12 protein-coding genes are annotated in these 14,624 nt (G+C 73.1%); 7 read left to right on the top strand and 5 right to left on the bottom strand.

The genetic code is table 11. The features are described from left to right. The 3 genes from SAM23877_RS24460 (at position 1) to SAM23877_RS24450 (ending at position 2,002) form a co-directional block, all read left to right on the top strand. Positions 1 to 651 (top strand): AIM24 family protein, encoded by a 651-nt coding sequence (locus SAM23877_RS24460; RefSeq protein WP_053137222.1) that lies wholly within the window; start codon positions 1 to 3, stop codon positions 649 to 651. After that, positions 648 to 1,424, top strand: coding sequence for an AIM24 family protein (locus tag SAM23877_RS24455; RefSeq protein WP_053137219.1), 777 nt, complete (start codon positions 648 to 650; stop codon positions 1,422 to 1,424). Before SAM23877_RS24460 ends, SAM23877_RS24455 begins: the two co-directional genes overlap by 4 nt. A gap of 101 nt (positions 1,425 to 1,525) precedes the next feature. Then, entirely contained in the window at positions 1,526 to 2,002 is a 477-nt protein-coding gene (locus SAM23877_RS24450; protein WP_053137216.1) for a MarR family winged helix-turn-helix transcriptional regulator, read from the top strand. 37 nt (positions 2,003 to 2,039) lie between these two features. Here the strand turns inward: SAM23877_RS24450 and SAM23877_RS24445 are convergent, their stop codons facing one another. Together SAM23877_RS24445 and SAM23877_RS24440 are read right to left on the bottom strand one after the other, a co-directional pair. After that, entirely contained in the window at positions 2,040 to 3,482 is a 1,443-nt protein-coding gene (locus tag SAM23877_RS24445; protein WP_053137213.1) for a sensor histidine kinase, read from the bottom strand. After that, positions 3,479 to 4,201: a response regulator transcription factor gene (locus SAM23877_RS24440; protein WP_053137210.1), complete on the bottom strand. Its 723-nt coding sequence runs from the start codon at positions 4,199 to 4,201 to the stop codon at positions 3,479 to 3,481. The genes SAM23877_RS24445 and SAM23877_RS24440 overlap by 4 nt, the downstream gene beginning before the upstream one ends. Positions 4,202 to 4,334: 133 nt before the next feature. On the opposite strand from SAM23877_RS24440, the gene SAM23877_RS24435 reads away from it, so the two are divergent. Then, on the top strand, positions 4,335 to 5,045 hold the full coding sequence (locus tag SAM23877_RS24435) for a PepSY domain-containing protein (protein WP_053137207.1): 711 nt from the start codon (positions 4,335 to 4,337) through the stop codon (positions 5,043 to 5,045). Here the strand turns inward: SAM23877_RS24435 and SAM23877_RS24430 are convergent. The 3 genes from SAM23877_RS24430 to SAM23877_RS24420 all read right to left on the bottom strand — a co-directional run bounded on the left by SAM23877_RS24430 (position 4,954) and on the right by SAM23877_RS24420 (position 8,674). After that, the gene (locus tag SAM23877_RS24430; RefSeq protein WP_107408674.1) at positions 4,954 to 6,285 is read right to left on the bottom strand and encodes an MFS transporter; all 1,332 of its coding nucleotides are present in this window, start codon (positions 6,283 to 6,285) and stop codon (positions 4,954 to 4,956) included. The two genes, SAM23877_RS24435 and SAM23877_RS24430, sit on opposite strands and share 92 nt — an antisense overlap. A gap of 160 nt (positions 6,286 to 6,445) precedes the next feature. Next, the gene (meaB, locus tag SAM23877_RS24425; protein ID WP_053137204.1) at positions 6,446 to 7,402 is read right to left on the bottom strand and encodes a methylmalonyl Co-A mutase-associated GTPase MeaB; all 957 of its coding nucleotides are present in this window, start codon (positions 7,400 to 7,402) and stop codon (positions 6,446 to 6,448) included. Positions 7,403 to 7,450: 48 nt separating this feature from the next. Beyond that, positions 7,451 to 8,674: an acetyl-CoA C-acetyltransferase gene (locus tag SAM23877_RS24420; RefSeq protein ID WP_079030401.1), complete on the bottom strand. Its 1,224-nt coding sequence runs from the start codon at positions 8,672 to 8,674 to the stop codon at positions 7,451 to 7,453. Between the two features lie 149 nt (positions 8,675 to 8,823). Here SAM23877_RS24420 and mce point away from each other — a divergent pair, with 149 nt between their 5' ends. The 3 genes from mce to SAM23877_RS24405 all read left to right on the top strand — a co-directional run bounded on the left by mce (position 8,824) and on the right by SAM23877_RS24405 (position 14,624). Further along, complete coding sequence (gene mce, locus SAM23877_RS24415) at positions 8,824 to 9,264, top strand: methylmalonyl-CoA epimerase (protein WP_053137198.1); 441 nt, start codon at positions 8,824 to 8,826, stop codon at positions 9,262 to 9,264. 233 nt (positions 9,265 to 9,497) lie between these two features. Further along, a complete protein-coding gene (gene scy / locus SAM23877_RS24410) occupies positions 9,498 to 13,481 on the top strand; it encodes a polarized growth protein Scy (RefSeq protein WP_053137195.1) in 3,984 nt (1,327 codons plus the stop codon). A 207-nt stretch (positions 13,482 to 13,688) separates the two neighbouring features. Next, entirely contained in the window at positions 13,689 to 14,624 is a 936-nt protein-coding gene (locus SAM23877_RS24405) for a coiled-coil domain-containing protein (protein ID WP_053137193.1), read from the top strand.

Here is a 14,624-nt window from a genome sequence, read left to right as displayed (position 1 = left end):
ATGGCCTTCGAGGAGATCAATTCCAAGATGGTGCGCGCGACCGTCGCGCCCGGGCAGCGGCTCTACAGCCAGCGCGGCGCGATGCTCGCCTACCAGGGCGAGGTGTCGTTCACCCCGAACCTGCGAAGCGGTCAGGGCGGGGTCGTGTCGATGATCGGCCGCCGGGTGGCGAACGAGGACACGCCGCTGATGACGGTCGAGGGCAGCGGCACGGTGCTCTTCGGGCACGGCGGCCACCATGTCCAGGTGATCGGCCTGGCCGGGGACACGCTGTACGTCGAGGCGGACCGCCTCCTCGCCTTCGAGGGCACCCTGGAGCAGGGCACGGTGTTCCTGGGCGCGCAGGGCGGGGTGATGGGCATGGTGCGCGGGCAGGTCAGCGGACAGGGGCTGTTCACGACCAGCCTCAGGGGCCACGGCTCCGTGGCGGTGATGGCCCACGGGGGCGTCTTCGAGATCCCCGTCACCCCGCAGCGGCCGGTGCGCGTGGACCCGCAGGCGTACGTCGCCCACCACGGTGACGTACGCAACAGGCTGTCCACGGCCATGGGCTGGCGGGACATGGTGGGGCGCGGCTCCGGTGAGGCCTTCCAGCTGGAGCTCAGCGGCAGCGGCACGGTGTACGTCCAGGCGTCGGAGGAGAAGCTGTGAGCACCGTCCACCACGATCCGGCGACCCTGCCGGCCGACGACAACGTCAACGCCTACACCTTCTGCGTGGAGCTCAAGGGCGGTCAGTGGTTCCTGCAGAAGGGGAAGATGATCGCCTACTACGGGACGATCGACTTCAACGGGATCGGGCACGGCCGGCTGGACCGTCTGGTGCGCACTTCCTTCCATTCGCCTCTGCACGCGAGCGACTGGGTCGTGGCCGAGGGCTCGGGCAAGATGCTCCTCGCCGACCGGGCCTTCGACGTGAATTCCTTCGACCTCGAAGAGGGCAACCTGACCATTCGCTCGGGCAACTTGCTCGCTTTTCAGCCAAGTCTCGCCCTCAAGCAGTCGATCGTGCCGGGTTTTCTGACACTGATCGGAACCGGAAAGTTCGTGGCGGCGTCGAACGGTCCGGTGGTGTTCATGGAACCCCCGATCCGGGTCGACCCCCAGGCCCTGGTCGGCTGGGCCGACTGCCCGTCGCCGTGCCATCACTACGACCACGGGTACATGACCGGCCTGATGGGCGGTCTACGTGCGATGACGGGCCTCGGCGGCGCCTCCGGGGAGGAGCACCAGTTCGAGTTCGTGGGGGCGGGGACGGTGCTGCTCCAGTCGAGCGAGACGCTGATGGCGGAGCAGGCCACGGGTGCCACTCCGCAGCAGGCGGGGGTACCCGGAGGCGGGGCGTCCGGCGCGCCGGGCGGCCGGTCCGGGGTACCGGGGCTTCCCGGACAGCTGGGGGACCTCCAGCGCCGCTTCGGGCTGTGAGCGGTAATCTGCGGAGTGTGACATCGAACGCGTGCGCACCGTCACCGTCACGGAGAACCCGTCACTAGTTCGCCTTTCAACATTTTAGGTAGACTTCATTCATGGAGACCGAGACGGCCACCCGCTGGCTGACCGATACGGAGCAGTGTGCCTGGCGCACCCACCTGGAGGTCAACAGGCTGTTGACGCACCAGCTCGAGAAGGACCTGCAGCCGTTCGGCCTGACGATGAACGACTACGAGATCCTGGTGAACCTCTCCGAGTCGGAGGGCGACAGGATGCGCATGAGTGACCTGGCCGCCGCCACGATGCAGTCCAAGAGCCGCCTCTCCCACCAGATCACCCGCATGGAGAACGCGGACCTGGTCCGGCGGGAGAACTGCGAGTCCGACCGCCGGGGGCTCTACGCCGTCCTCACCCCGCACGGCCTGGAGACGATGCGCAGGGTCGCTCCGCACCATGTGGCGTCCGTCCGCCGGCACTTCATCGACCTGCTGGCGCCCGAGGCGCTGACGGAGCTCGACAAGGCGCTCAGGCCCATCGCGGAGCACCTGCGCGGGCAGCGAGGACGCACCTGACCACACACCCGACCACGCGCCCGAGGGCCGTGCGGACCTAGGCGGTACCCGGCAGGCGGAGCTCGAACAGGGCGCCGCCTGCCGGCGCGTCATGGACCGTGAGGGTGCCGCCGTGCCGCACGGCGACGTCGCGGGCGATGGCCAGCCCCAGACCGGCCCCGCCGTCGTCACGGCTGCGGGCCGCGTCGAGCCGTACGAACCTCTCGAAGATCCGCTCCCGGTCGGCCGCCGGCACGCCCTCGCCGTCGTCGGCCACCGCGAGCACGGCCAGCTCGCCGTCCCGCCGCACGGAGACCTCCACCGCGGAGCGGGCGTGCCGCTGGGCGTTGTCGAGCAGGTTGGCCAGCACCCGTCCCAGCTGCCCCCGCGACCCCGCCACCGTCACCTCGCCCTCGCCCTCCTCCCCGGCCCGCACCCGCACGCCGACCCGGGCCCCGGCCTCCTCCCGCGCGAGCGCCGCCAGGTCGACGCGGGCGTCGGCGGGCCGCTCCCCCGCGTCCAGCCTGGCCAGCAGCAACAGGTCGGCGGCGAGCCGCTGCAACCGCACCGTGTCCTCCACGGCGCCGTCGAGGTCCAGCAGCTCCGGGTGGGCGGCGGCCACCTCCAGCTGGGTGCGCAGCGAGGCGATCGGGCTGCGCAGCTCGTGCGAGGCGTCGGCGACGAAACGCCGCTGCCGGTCCACCGAGGCCTCCAGGGCGGACAGCGTCTCGTTGGTGGTCGACGCGAGCCGGGCGACCTCGTCGTGCGTCCCGGGCACCGGCACGCGGCGCGCCAGGTCCTCGCTGGCGGTGATCGCGGCCATCTCCCGGCGGATGCCCTCCACCGGGCGCAGGGCGCGTCCGGTGACCATCCAGGTCACCCACCCGACGACCGCGAGCAGCAGCGGGAAGCCGATCAGCATGACGGTCAGTGCGGTGTTCACGGCGCCGTGTTCGGCCGACAGCGGGGCACCCGCCCAGACGGTGAGGCGGCCCTGCTCCCGGGTCTCGACGGGCACGGCGGCGAAGCGGTAGTCCTCCGGGTCGCCGTCGATGGTCGCGGAGCCGTCGCTGACGGTGGTCCGCTCACCGATCTCACCGGGTTCCAGTGACTCGCCGGAGTCGTCCTCGTCCGTGTCGCCGCCGTCGTCGTCACCGTCGCCGCCGTCACCGGTGGCGGCCGGCTGCGGCTGCACGGCGCCGACGCTGGTGCCGCTGATCCGCTCCAGGTCCTCGCTCGCGGCGACCAGGGTGCCGTCCTCGTCCACGATCTGCACCGGGCGGTCGTCGACGTCCAGCGACAGTTCGCCGTACGGCGTCCCGACGGCCAGCTCGGTGGCGACCTCCCGCGCGGAGCGTTCCGCCTGGGTGCCGGCCTCACCGAGCAGGTTGGAGCGCAGGGAGAGCAGGACGGCGGTGCCGGCCGCGACGAGGGCGACGGCGACCACGAGGGTGGCGCCGAGCGTGGCCCGGGCCCGCACCGAGCCGAGGAGCCGGCTCATCGCTCGTCCTCCAGCCGGTAACCGGCGCCGCGCACGGTCCGGATGAGGCCGGCGCTCAGCTTGCGCCGCAGGGCGCTGACGTACACCTCGACGATGTTGGGGTCGCCGTCGTAGGCGAAGTCCCAGACGTGCTCCAGGATCTCCGCCTTGGACACGACCTGTCCGGCCCGCAGCACGAGCTGCTCCAGGACGGCGAACTCCTTCGCGGTGAGGGTGACCTCCCGCTCGCCCAGGAAGACCCGCCGGGCGGCGGTGTCGACCTTCAGGTCCCCGTGGACGTGCACGGGCGACGCCCCGGCGGCCTGGGCCCGCCGCCGCAAGAGGGCTTTGACGCGGGCGACGAGGACGACGTAGGAGAAGGGCTTGGTGAGGTAGTCGTCCGCGCCCGTGTCCAGGCCCTCCGCCTCGTCGTACTCCCCGTCCTTGGCGGTGAGCATCAGGATCGGCACCTCGTGGCCGGCGGCGCGCAGGGCGGCGCAGACGCGGTAGCCGTTGAGGCCCGGCAGCATGATGTCGAGGATGACGAGGTCGTACGCACCCTCGCCGGCCCGGTGCAGGCCCTCCCGGCCGTCGTGGACGACGTCCACGGCGTAGCCCTCGGCGGTCAGGCCCCGGGCGAGCGACACGGCCAGGCGCTTCTCGTCCTCCACGATCAGCAGTCGGGAGGGGCGGCGCGAAGCGCCTCCGGCGGGGTGGTGGTGGGCGACGGGTGGGTGCATGGGACAAGAGTGGCAAAGGCGAGCTGAAGATCCCTTCAGGCGGCTTCAGCTTGGCCTCAGCGTCCGTCCCGGACAGTGAGGGTGTCGAAAGCACAGCGACTCGACCGGCCTTGTACGACTCGGGAGGAACCGCATGAAGCGCAACATCGTGATCGCCGCCGTCACCGCCGCCGCACTGATCGGGGGCGGTACGGCGACGGCCCTGGCCACCTCGGGCGAGGACGACCCGGGGAAAGCGTCGGGTCAGGCGGACGTGAGGGGCTCCTCGTCCGACGACGGGGACGACACCGCCGACGACGCCGACGCCGACGACCGCGACGACGCCGCCCGCGCCGCCTCCGCGAAGGTGACGGCGGCCGACGCCCTCGCCGCCGCGCTGAAGAAGACGCCGGGCACCGCCGTCTCCGCCGACCTGGACGGCGGAGACGACGGCGAGCGCGCCGCCTGGGAGGTCGACGTCCTCTCCGGCGACGGCACGTGGCACAGCGTCCGGATCGACCCGGCCTCCGGCAAGGTCCTCGGCTCTCAGACGGACGACGAGGACGACACCGACGAGGTGCGGGCCGCCCTGAAGGGCACGTCCGTGGACGCCGCCGAGGCCGTGCGGGCGGCGTCCGGCCACGGCACCGTGACCTCCGTCGAGCTGGACGAGGACGGTCACCACGGCGACGGCGAGACGGCCTGGGAGGTCGAGACCCGTGCCTCGGGCAAGGCCGAGCAGGACTGGCGCGTCGACCCGAGGACCGGCGAGGTCACGGCCGACCGCTCGCACGACTCGCACTCCGACGACTCGCGCTCCGACGACTCCGACGACGCGGACGACTCGGGCTCGGACGACGACTGAGCGGCCCCGGCCGCTCGGCCGGCCGACCGGCCGGCCGAGGGCGGCGGCGCCCCGGGACCAGCGCCGCCGCCAGGGCGACCGCGCCGGACACCGCGAAGCACACCGGCAGCGGCAGCCGTTCCACCAGCAGGCCCACCGCGGCGGCGCCGGCCGCCATGCCGCCGTTCACGGCCGTGTTGCACCAGGCGCCGGCCCTGGTCCGGAAGCCGGGCGCCGCGCCCTCGTCGGCGATCAGGTAGGCCGTCGTCAGCGCCGGGGCCACGAACAGTCCCGCGCAGGCGACGGCCACGACGAGCGCGCCGACGCCGGGGGCCAGTCCCGCCGCGGCCAGACACAGGCCGAGCCCGGCCGTGAGGAACGGAAGCCGGGCCCGGGCGGACGAGCTCCAGTCGACGGCGCCGTTCAGCAGCCCGCCGACCGCGCTGCCCGCCGACAGCGCCGCCAGTACCCAGGCGACGGTGCCGCCGCCGAGCCCGCGCTGCCCCGCGAAGGCGACGACGAGGAGGTCGACGGCGCTGACCGCCACGCCGACGCCCGCCGCGACGACGACGGGTTGCAGCAGGGACCGCCACTGCCCCGTGCGGCCTCGTCCGTCCGCCGGGACGCCGTCGTTCGGCCGCCCCGCCGGACGCAGCGCGCCCGCCGCCGGTGACGTGACGAACGCCAGCGTGCCCACCGCCACCAGCAGCGCGCTGAGCAGGACGCCGGCGGCCGGCGGGGCGAAGCCGATCACCAGACCGACCAGGAGCGGGCCGGAGACGAAGAGCAGTTCCTCGGCGACCCCGTCCAGGCTGTAGGCGCGCTGCACCATCGCCCGGTCCGGGAGCAGTTCGGCCCACACCGCCCGCATCGTGGGACCGAGCGGGGGCGTACAGGCGCCGGCGAGGGCGGCGGTCACCGCGAGGACGGCGGCCGGCGTGCCCGGCCGCCAGCACGCCGCCGCCAGCGCGCAGAGCAGGGCGGCGTACAGCAGCGCCATGGGCAGCAGGGCCCGGCGCGGGCCGTACCGGTCGACGAGGGCCGCGCGGTAGGGGGACAGGAAGACGCCGGTGGCGCCGAAGACGGCCATGACCGTGCCGGCCACGGCGTACGACCCGGTGGACCGGGTCACGGAGAGCATCAGCGCGAGGGAGACCGTGCCGTACGAGAGCCGGCCGACGAGGGCGGCCACGAAGGTGCGGCAGGCGTGGGGGACGCGGAGGACGGCGGCGTACGAGGGCCGCGCGGCGTGCGTGGACATACGAGAGGTTCCTCAGGACGAGGCCGGAAAGGGGACGCCGAAGCACGCGACGGCCGGACAGCGGCGGTCGCGTGCGGGGCGGGCCCTAGGCCAAGAGGAGGAACACGCGGTCAACGTACCAGCGCGGCTCCGCGTCCGCGCCTGCTTTTCCGGGGCGGCCTCAGCCGCTCGTGAGCCCCGCCACCAGTTCGTCCGCCGCGCGGTAGGGGTCCAGTTCACCCGCCACGATGCGATCCGCGAGAGCGCCGAGGCGGCGGTCGCCGTGCAGGTCGCCGATGCGTTCGCGCAGGGTGGTGACGGCGATCGTCTCGACCTCGCGGGCGGCGCGGGCCCGGCGGCGTTCGGCCAGGACGTCCCGCTCCTCCATCCAGGCGCGGTGCTTCTCCAGGGCCTCGACGACCTCGTCGACGCCCTCGCCGCGCGCGGCGACCGTCTTGACGATCGGCGGGCGCCAGTCGCCGGGGCCGCGGGACTCGCCGAGGCCCAGCATGTGGTTCAGCTCGCGGGCGGTCGCGTCCGCGCCGTCGCGGTCGGCCTTGTTGACCACGTAGACGTCGCCGATCTCCAGGATCCCGGCCTTGGCGGCCTGGATGCCGTCGCCCATGCCCGGGGCGAGGAGGACGACGGAGGTGTCGGCCTGGGAGGCGATCTCGACCTCCGACTGGCCGACGCCCACCGTCTCGACCAGGATCACCTCGCAGCCCGCCGCGTCGAGGACCCGGATGGCCTGCGGGGCGGCCCACGCGAGGCCGCCGAGGTGGCCGCGGGTGGCCATCGAGCGGATGTAGACGCCCGGGTCGGAGGCGTGCTCCGACATCCGGACGCGGTCGCCGAGCAGGGCGCCCCCGGAGAAGGGGGACGACGGGTCGACGGCGAGCACGCCGACCCGCCTGCCCTGCTTGCGGTACGCCGTCACCAGCGCCGAGGTGGAGGTGGACTTGCCGACGCCCGGCGAACCGGTCAGTCCGACCACGTACGCCCCGCCGGTCAGCGGCGCGAGCGTTTCCATGACCTCCCTGAGCTGCGGGGACGCCCCCTCCACCAGCGAGATCAGCCTGGCCACGGCCCGCGGCCGGCCTTCCCTGGCCTGGGCCACCAGCGAGGAGACGTCCTGCATCACAGCTCCGTTCAGCTACGTTCCGTCAGTAGTCGTGCCGCGCGGCGCTCAGGCCCCGGGCACCCGGACGATCAGCGCGTCGCCCTGACCGCCACCGCCGCACAGCGCCGCCGCGCCGATCCCGCCGCCGCGCCGCTTCAGCTCCAGGGCCAGGTGCAGCACGAGCCGGGCACCGGACATGCCGATCGGGTGTCCCAGGGCAATGGCGCCACCGTTGACGTTCACCTTTTCGGTGGAGACGCCGAGGTCCTTCATTGACTGCACGGCGACGGCCGCGAACGCCTCGTTGATCTCGATCAGGTCGAGGTCCCCGACCTCCAGGCCCTCCTTCTTCAGGGCGTGCCGGATGGCGTTGGAGGGCTGCGACTGCAAAGAGTTGTCCGGCCCGGCGACATTGCCGTGCGCGCCGATCTCCGCGATCCACTCCAGGCCCAGCTCCTGCGCCTTGGCCTTGCTCATGACGACCACGGCCGCCGCGCCGTCGGAGATCTGCGAGGAGGAGCCGGCGGTGATCGTGCCGTCCTTGGAGAAGGCCGGGCGCAGCTTGCCGAGCGACTCGGCGGTGGTGTCGCCGCGGATGCCCTCGTCCTTGCTGAAGACCACCGGGTCGCCCTTGCGCTGCGGGATCTCGACCGGGGTGATCTCGGCCTCGTAGACGCCGTTCTTCTGGGCGGCGGCGGCGCGCTGGTGGGACAGGGCGGCGATCTCGTCCTGGGCCGCGCGCTCGATGCCGAGGCGGGTGTTGTGCTTCTCGGTGGACTCGCCCATGGCGATGCCCTCGAAGGAGTCGGTCAGACCGTCGTGCGCCATGGCGTCGAGCATCTGCACCGCGCCGTACTTGTAGCCCTCGCGGGACTTCGGCAGCAGGTGCGGGGCGTTGGTCATGGACTCCTGGCCGCCGGCGACGATCACGTCGAATTCACCGGCGCGAATGAGCTGGTCGGCGAGGGCGATGGCGTCGAGGCCGGAGAGGCAGACCTTGTTGATCGTCAGGGCCGGGACGTTCATCGGGATGCCGGCCTTGACGGCGGCCTGGCGGGCCGGGATCTGGCCGGCGCCGGCCTGCAGGACCTGGCCCATGATCACGTACTGGACCTGGTCGCCGCCGATCCCCGCCCGGTCGAGGGCGGCCTTGATCGCGAAGCCGCCGAGGTCCGCCCCGGAGAAGGACTTCAGCGAGCCGAGCAGCCGCCCCATCGGGGTGCGGGCACCCGCGACGATGACGGAGGTCGTGCCGTTCGTTCCAGAGGTGTCAGAAGTTCCAGAAGGCATGAGCTGCGATCCCCTTTTCCGGCCCGCACAGGCCGAGGAGTGAACGAGGGTTTACTCGAATGTACTGAGCGGTATGCCGCCCGTCACCCGGCCGTCGGTGTGATCGCGCGCACGTTGCGTAACCACCTCCGGAGCGCTGCACTGAATCCATGCTGACGCGAATCGACCACATCGGAATCGCCTGCCGCGACCTCGACACGACCGTCGAGTTCTACCGTGCCACCTATGGCTTCGAGGTGTTCCACACCGAGGTCAACGAGGAGCAGGGCGTCCGTGAGGCCATGCTCAAGATCAACGGTACGTCGGACGGCGGCGCCTCGTACCTCCAGCTCCTGGAGCCGACCCGCGAGGACTCCGCGGTCGGCAAGTGGCTCGCCAAGAACGGCGAGGGCGTCCACCACATCGCGTTCGGTACGGCGGACGTGGACGCGGACGCCGCGGACATCCGGGAGAAGGGCGTACGCGTTCTGTACGACGAGCCCCGGCGCGGTTCCATGGGGTCGCGGATCACCTTCCTGCACCCCAAGGACTGCCATGGCGTACTGACAGAACTGGTCACATCGGCGGCCGTTGAGACACCTGAGCACTGACCCTCGTACATATGGGCCGGTAGGGTTGGGTGCGGTCGCCGCTCAGTCCAGGGTGACCCGGTCCTGCCGTCAGTGGTGGCGGGACCGCCGGGGTCGTGTTTCGGGGGGCGGGCGCCGGGGCAGAAGCGTCTGCTCCGCCGTTGATCTGACACCATTCCCCGGGGGCCCCGTCCGGCGGACGGACGGAGCCCGTTCGGGAAGATTTGCGACCAGGGGACGGATGGGACCGCGCAGTGCGGGGCTACGAGAGCCAGGAGCGAGAGCCGGCGGCTGACGTCGACCACCTCTCTCGGTTCGAGGCCGAGATGAAGCGGCTGAAGACCGAGCGGGAAAAGGCGATCCAGCACGCCGAGGACCTCGGCTACCAGGTCGAGGTGCTGCGCGCCAAGTTGCACGAGGCGCGGCGCACCATCATGTCCCGGCCCGCCTTCGACGGCGGTGACATCGGGTACCAGGCCGAGCAGTTGCTGCGCAACGCGCAGACGCAGGCCGACCAGTTGCGCGCGGACGCCGAACGGGAGCTGAGCCAGGCCCGGGCGCAGACGCAGCGCATCCTCCAGGAGCACGCCGAGCAGGCGGCGCGGCTCCAGGCGGAGCTGCACCAGGAGGCGGTGACCCGGCGCCAGCAGCTCGACCAGGAGCTGGCCGAGCGCCGGCAGACCGTCGAGTCGCACGTCAACGAGAACGTGGCCTGGGCCGAGCAGCTGCGGGCCCGCACCGAGCAGCAGGCCCGCCGGCTGCTCGACGAGTCCCGGGCCGAGGCCGAGCAGGCCCTGGCCGCGGCCCGCGCGGAGGCCGAGCGGCTCACGGCAGAGGCCAGGCAGCGGCTGCAGAGCGACGCGGAGAGCGCGCGCGGCGAGGCCGAGCAGATCCTGCGCCGCGCCCGCACGGACGCCGAACGCCTGCTGAACGCCGCCTCCACCCAGGCGCAGGAGGCCACCGACCACGCCGAGCGGCTGCGCAGTTCCACCGCCAGCGAGTCGGAGTCCACCCGCCGCCAGGTCCAGGAGCTGAGCCGGGCCGCCGAGCAGCGCATGTCCGAGGCCGAGGAGGCGCTGCGCAAGGCGCAGACCGAGGCCGAGAAGCTGGTCGCCGAGGCGAAGGAGTCCGCGGCCAAGGCCCTGGCGAGCGCCGAGGCCACCAACGAGCAGCGCACCCGCACCGCCAAGGAGCAGGTCGCCCGGCTGGTCGGCGAGGCCACCAAGGACGCCGAGTCGACCCGGTCCGAGGCCGAGCAGCTGGTCGCGGACGCCCGCGCCGAGGCCGAGAAGATCGTCGCCGAGGCCGCGGAGAAGGCCCGCACGCTCACCGCCGAGGAATCGGCCACCCAGCTGTCCAAGGCCGCCAAGACCGCCGAGGACGTGCTGAACAAGGCGTCGGAGGACGCCAAGCGCACCACCAAGGCCGCCACCGAGGAGGCCGAGCGGATCCGCACCGAGGCCGAGGCCGAGGCGGACCGGCTGCGCGCCGAGGCGCACGACATCGCCGAGCAGCTCAAGGGCGCGGCGAAGGACGACACCAAGGAGTACCGCGCCAAGACGGTCGAGCTCCAGGAGGAGGCCCGCCGGCTGCGGGGCGAGGCCGAGCAGCTGCGCGCCGACGCCGTCGCCGAGGGCGAGAAGATCCGCGCCGAGGCCCGCAAGGAGGCCGTGGCGCAGATCGAGGAGGCGGCGAAGACCGCCGAGGAGCTGCTCGCCAAGGCCAAGGCGGACGCGGACGAGCTCCGGCAGAGCGCGACGGCCGACAGCGAGAAGGTCCGCACCGAGGCCATCGAGCGGGCGACGACCCTGCGCCGGCAGGCCGAGGAGACCCTGGAGCGCACCCGCGCGGAGGCCGAGCGGCACCGCGCGGAGGCCGCCCAGCGCGTGGAGGAGCTCCAGGCGGAGGCCGAGCGGGCCGCCCGCGAGCTGCGCGAGGAGACCGAGCGCGCCGTCGAGGCCCGGCAGGCGGAGGCCGCCGAGGAGCTGATGCGGCTCCAGACCGAGGCCGAGGAGCGCCGCGGTGCCGCCGAGCAGGCGCTGACCGAGGCCCGTGAGGAGGGCGAGCGGATCCGCCGCGAGGCCGCGGAGGAGAGCGAGCGGCTGCGCGCGGAGGCCGCGGAGCGCATCCGTACGCTCCAGCAGCAGGCCGAGACGGAGGCCGAGCGGCTGCGCACCGAGGCCGCCGCGGACGCCTCCGCCTCCCGCGCGGAGGGTGAGGCCGTCGCCGTACGCCTCAGGTCGGAGGCGTCGAACGAGGCCGAGCGGCTGAAGTCGGAGGCCCAGGAGAGCGCCGACCGGGTACGCGCGGAGGCGCAGACCGCCGCCGAGCGCATCGCCGCCGAGGCGTCGGAGACGCTGGCCGCCGCGCAGGAGGAGGCCGCCCGGCGCCGCCGTGAGGCCGAGGAGACGCTGGGTTCCGCCCGGCAGGAGGCCGACCAGGAGCGCGAGCGGGCCCGCGAGCAGAGCGAGGAGCTGCTGGCCTCGGCGCGCAAGCGCGTGGAGGAGGCCCAGGCCGAGGCGGTCCGGCTGGTCGAGGAGGCCGACCGGCGCGCGACCGAGATGGTGTCGGCCGCCGAACAGCACGCGCAGCAGGTGCGGGAGTCGGTCGCCGGGCTGCACGAGCAGGCGCAGGAGGAGATCACCGGGCTGCGCAGCGCCGCCGAGCACGCGGCGGAGCGCACCCGGCGCGAGGCCGAGGAGGAGGCGGACCGGGTCCGTTCCGACGCCTACGCGGAGCGGGAGCGTGCGAGCGAGGACGCCGGTCGGCTGCGGCGCGAGGCGCGGGACGAGGCGGAGGCCGCCAAGGCGCTGGCCGAGCGGACGGTGTCCGAGGCCATCACGGAGGCCGACCGCATCCGCACCGATGTCTCCGAGCACGCCCAGCGGGTGCGTACGGAGGCCTCCGACGCGATCGCCGAGGCGGAGCAGGCCGCGTCCCGGACCCGGGCGGACGCCCGCGAGGACGCCAACCGCATCCGGTCGGACGCGGCGACGCAGGCGGACACCCTCATCACCGAGGCGCGTTCCGAGGCGGAGCGGCTCACCACGGAGACGGCGGCGGAGACCGACCGGATCCGTACGGAGACGGTCGCGGAGGCGGAGCGCGTCCGTACCGAGGCGGCGAACGAGGCCGAGCGGGTACGGGCCGAGGCGCTCTCGGAGGCGGAGCGGCTCACCGCGGAGACGGTCGCCGAGGCCGACCGGGTACGGGCCGAGGCGGGTGCCCGCGCGGAGCAGCTGCTCTCGGACGCCACCGGGGAGGCGGAGCGGCTGCGGGCCGAGGCCGCCGAGACGGTCGGCTCCGCCCAGCAGCACGCCGAGCGGATCCGCACGGAGGCCGAGCGGGTCAGGGCCGAGGCGGCGGCGGAGGCCGAGCGGGTCACCACGGCCGCCCGCGAGGAGGCCGAGCGGACCCTCGACGAGGCCCGCCAGGACGCGAACAAGCGGCGCTCGGAGGCGGCGGAGCAGGTCGACACGCTCATCACGGAGACCACGGCTGAGGCCGACAAGCTGCTCACCGAGGCGCAGCAGCAGGCGCAGAAGACCACCGCGGACGCCGAGTCGCAGGCCGACACGATGGTCGGCGCGGCCCGTTCGGAAGCGGAGCGGATCGTCTCGGAGGCGACGGTCGAGGGCAACACCCGGGTGGAGAAGGCCCGCACGGACGCGGACGAGCTGCTCGTCGGCGCCCGCCGGGACGCGACGGCCATCAGGGAGCGCGCGGAGGAGCTGCGCGAGCGGCTCACCTCCGAGATCGAGGAGCTGCACCAGCGGGCCCGGCGCGAGGCCGCCGAGACGATGAAGTCGGCCGGCGACCGCTGCGACGCGCTCGTCAAGGCCGCCGAGGAGCAGCTCGCCAAGGCGGAGGCGAAGGCCAAGGAGCTGGTGTCGGAGGCCAACTCCGAGGCCGGCAAGGTGCGCATCGCCGCCGTCAAGAAGGCCGAGGGCCTGCTCAAGGAGGCCGAGCAGAAGAAGGCCACGCTGGTCCGGGAGGCCGAGGAGCTGAAGGCGGAGGCGGTCCGGGAAGCCCGGGCCACCGTCGAGGAGGGCAAGCGCGAACTGGAGACCCTGGTGCGGCGCCGCGAGGACATCAACGCCGAGATCTCACGGGTGCAGGACGTGCTGGAGGCCCTGGAGTCCTTCGAGGCGCCGACGGCCGGCGGCAAGGACGGCGGGGTGAAGGCCGGCGCGACGGTGGGCGCTCCCCGTTCGGGTGGCAAGTCGTCAGACGGCTAGCGTCCGCGGCGGATTGCGTGTCTGCTGGAGATCTTTGGCTGAACACCGCGCGAACCCTTGACCAGAACTTTGGCAAGCCTTCCGTGGGTCAGCCACTCAAAAGAGGTGTCATTCTCCGTATCAAACGCGCATCCGCTCGATGACACACCGCATTGGCGCCTAGGATTCCCTCTATCACCTCACCCGGTCTCTTTCGACAGGAACCCCATGAGCGACACTTCCCCCTACGGCTTCGAGCTTGTGCGGCGTGGGTACGACCGCGCTCAGGTGGACGAACGTATCTCCAAGCTCGTCTCCGACCGTGACAGCGCTCTCGCCCGCATCACCGCTCTGGAAAAGCGCATCGAGGAGCTCCACCTCGAAACCCAGAACGCCCAGGCCCAGGTCAACGACGCCGAGCCGTCGTACGCCGGTCTCGGTGCGCGGGTCGAGAAGATCCTGCGGCTCGCCGAGGAAGAGGCGAAGGACCTGCGCGAGGAGGCCCGGCGCGCGGCCGAGCAGCACCGGGAGCTCGCCGAGTCGGCCGCTCAGCAGGTGCGCAACGACGCCGAGTCGTACGCGTCGGAGCGCAAGGCCAAGGCCGAGGACGAGGGCGTCCGGATCGTCGAGAAGGCCAAGAGCGACGCCTCGCAGCTGCGTTCCGAGGCGCAGAAGGACGCGCAGTCCAAGCGTGAGGAGGCGGACGCCCTCTTCGAGGAGACCCGCGCCAAGGCCGCGCAGGCCGCCGCCGACTTCGAGACGAACCTCGCCAAGCGCCGCGAGCAGTCCGAGCGCGACCTGGCCTCCCGTCAGGCCAAGGCCGAGAAGCGTCTCGCGGAGATCGAGCACCGCGCGGAGCAGCTGCGTCTGGAGGCGGAGAAGCTGCGCACGGACGCCGAGCGCCGCGCCCGCCAGACCGTCGAGACGGCCCAGCGCCAGGCCGAGGACATCGTGGCCGACGCCAACGCCAAGGCGGACCGGATCCGTTCGGAGTCGGAGCGCGAGCTCGCCGCCCTCACCAACCGCCGCGACTCCATCAACGCGCAGCTCACCAACGTGCGCGAGATGCTGGCGACCCTCACGGGTGCCGCGGTGGCCGCCGCCGGTACGCCGGCCGAGGACGAGTCGGTCTCCCGCGGGGTGCCGGCCCAGCAGTCCCGCTGA

It is taken from the genome of Streptomyces ambofaciens ATCC 23877 (genome assembly GCF_001267885.1).
GTDB lineage: Bacteria > Actinomycetota > Actinomycetes > Streptomycetales > Streptomycetaceae > Streptomyces > Streptomyces ambofaciens.
Note: the sequence above shows the minus strand (reverse complement) of the source record. Positions and strands in the feature narration are given on the sequence as shown.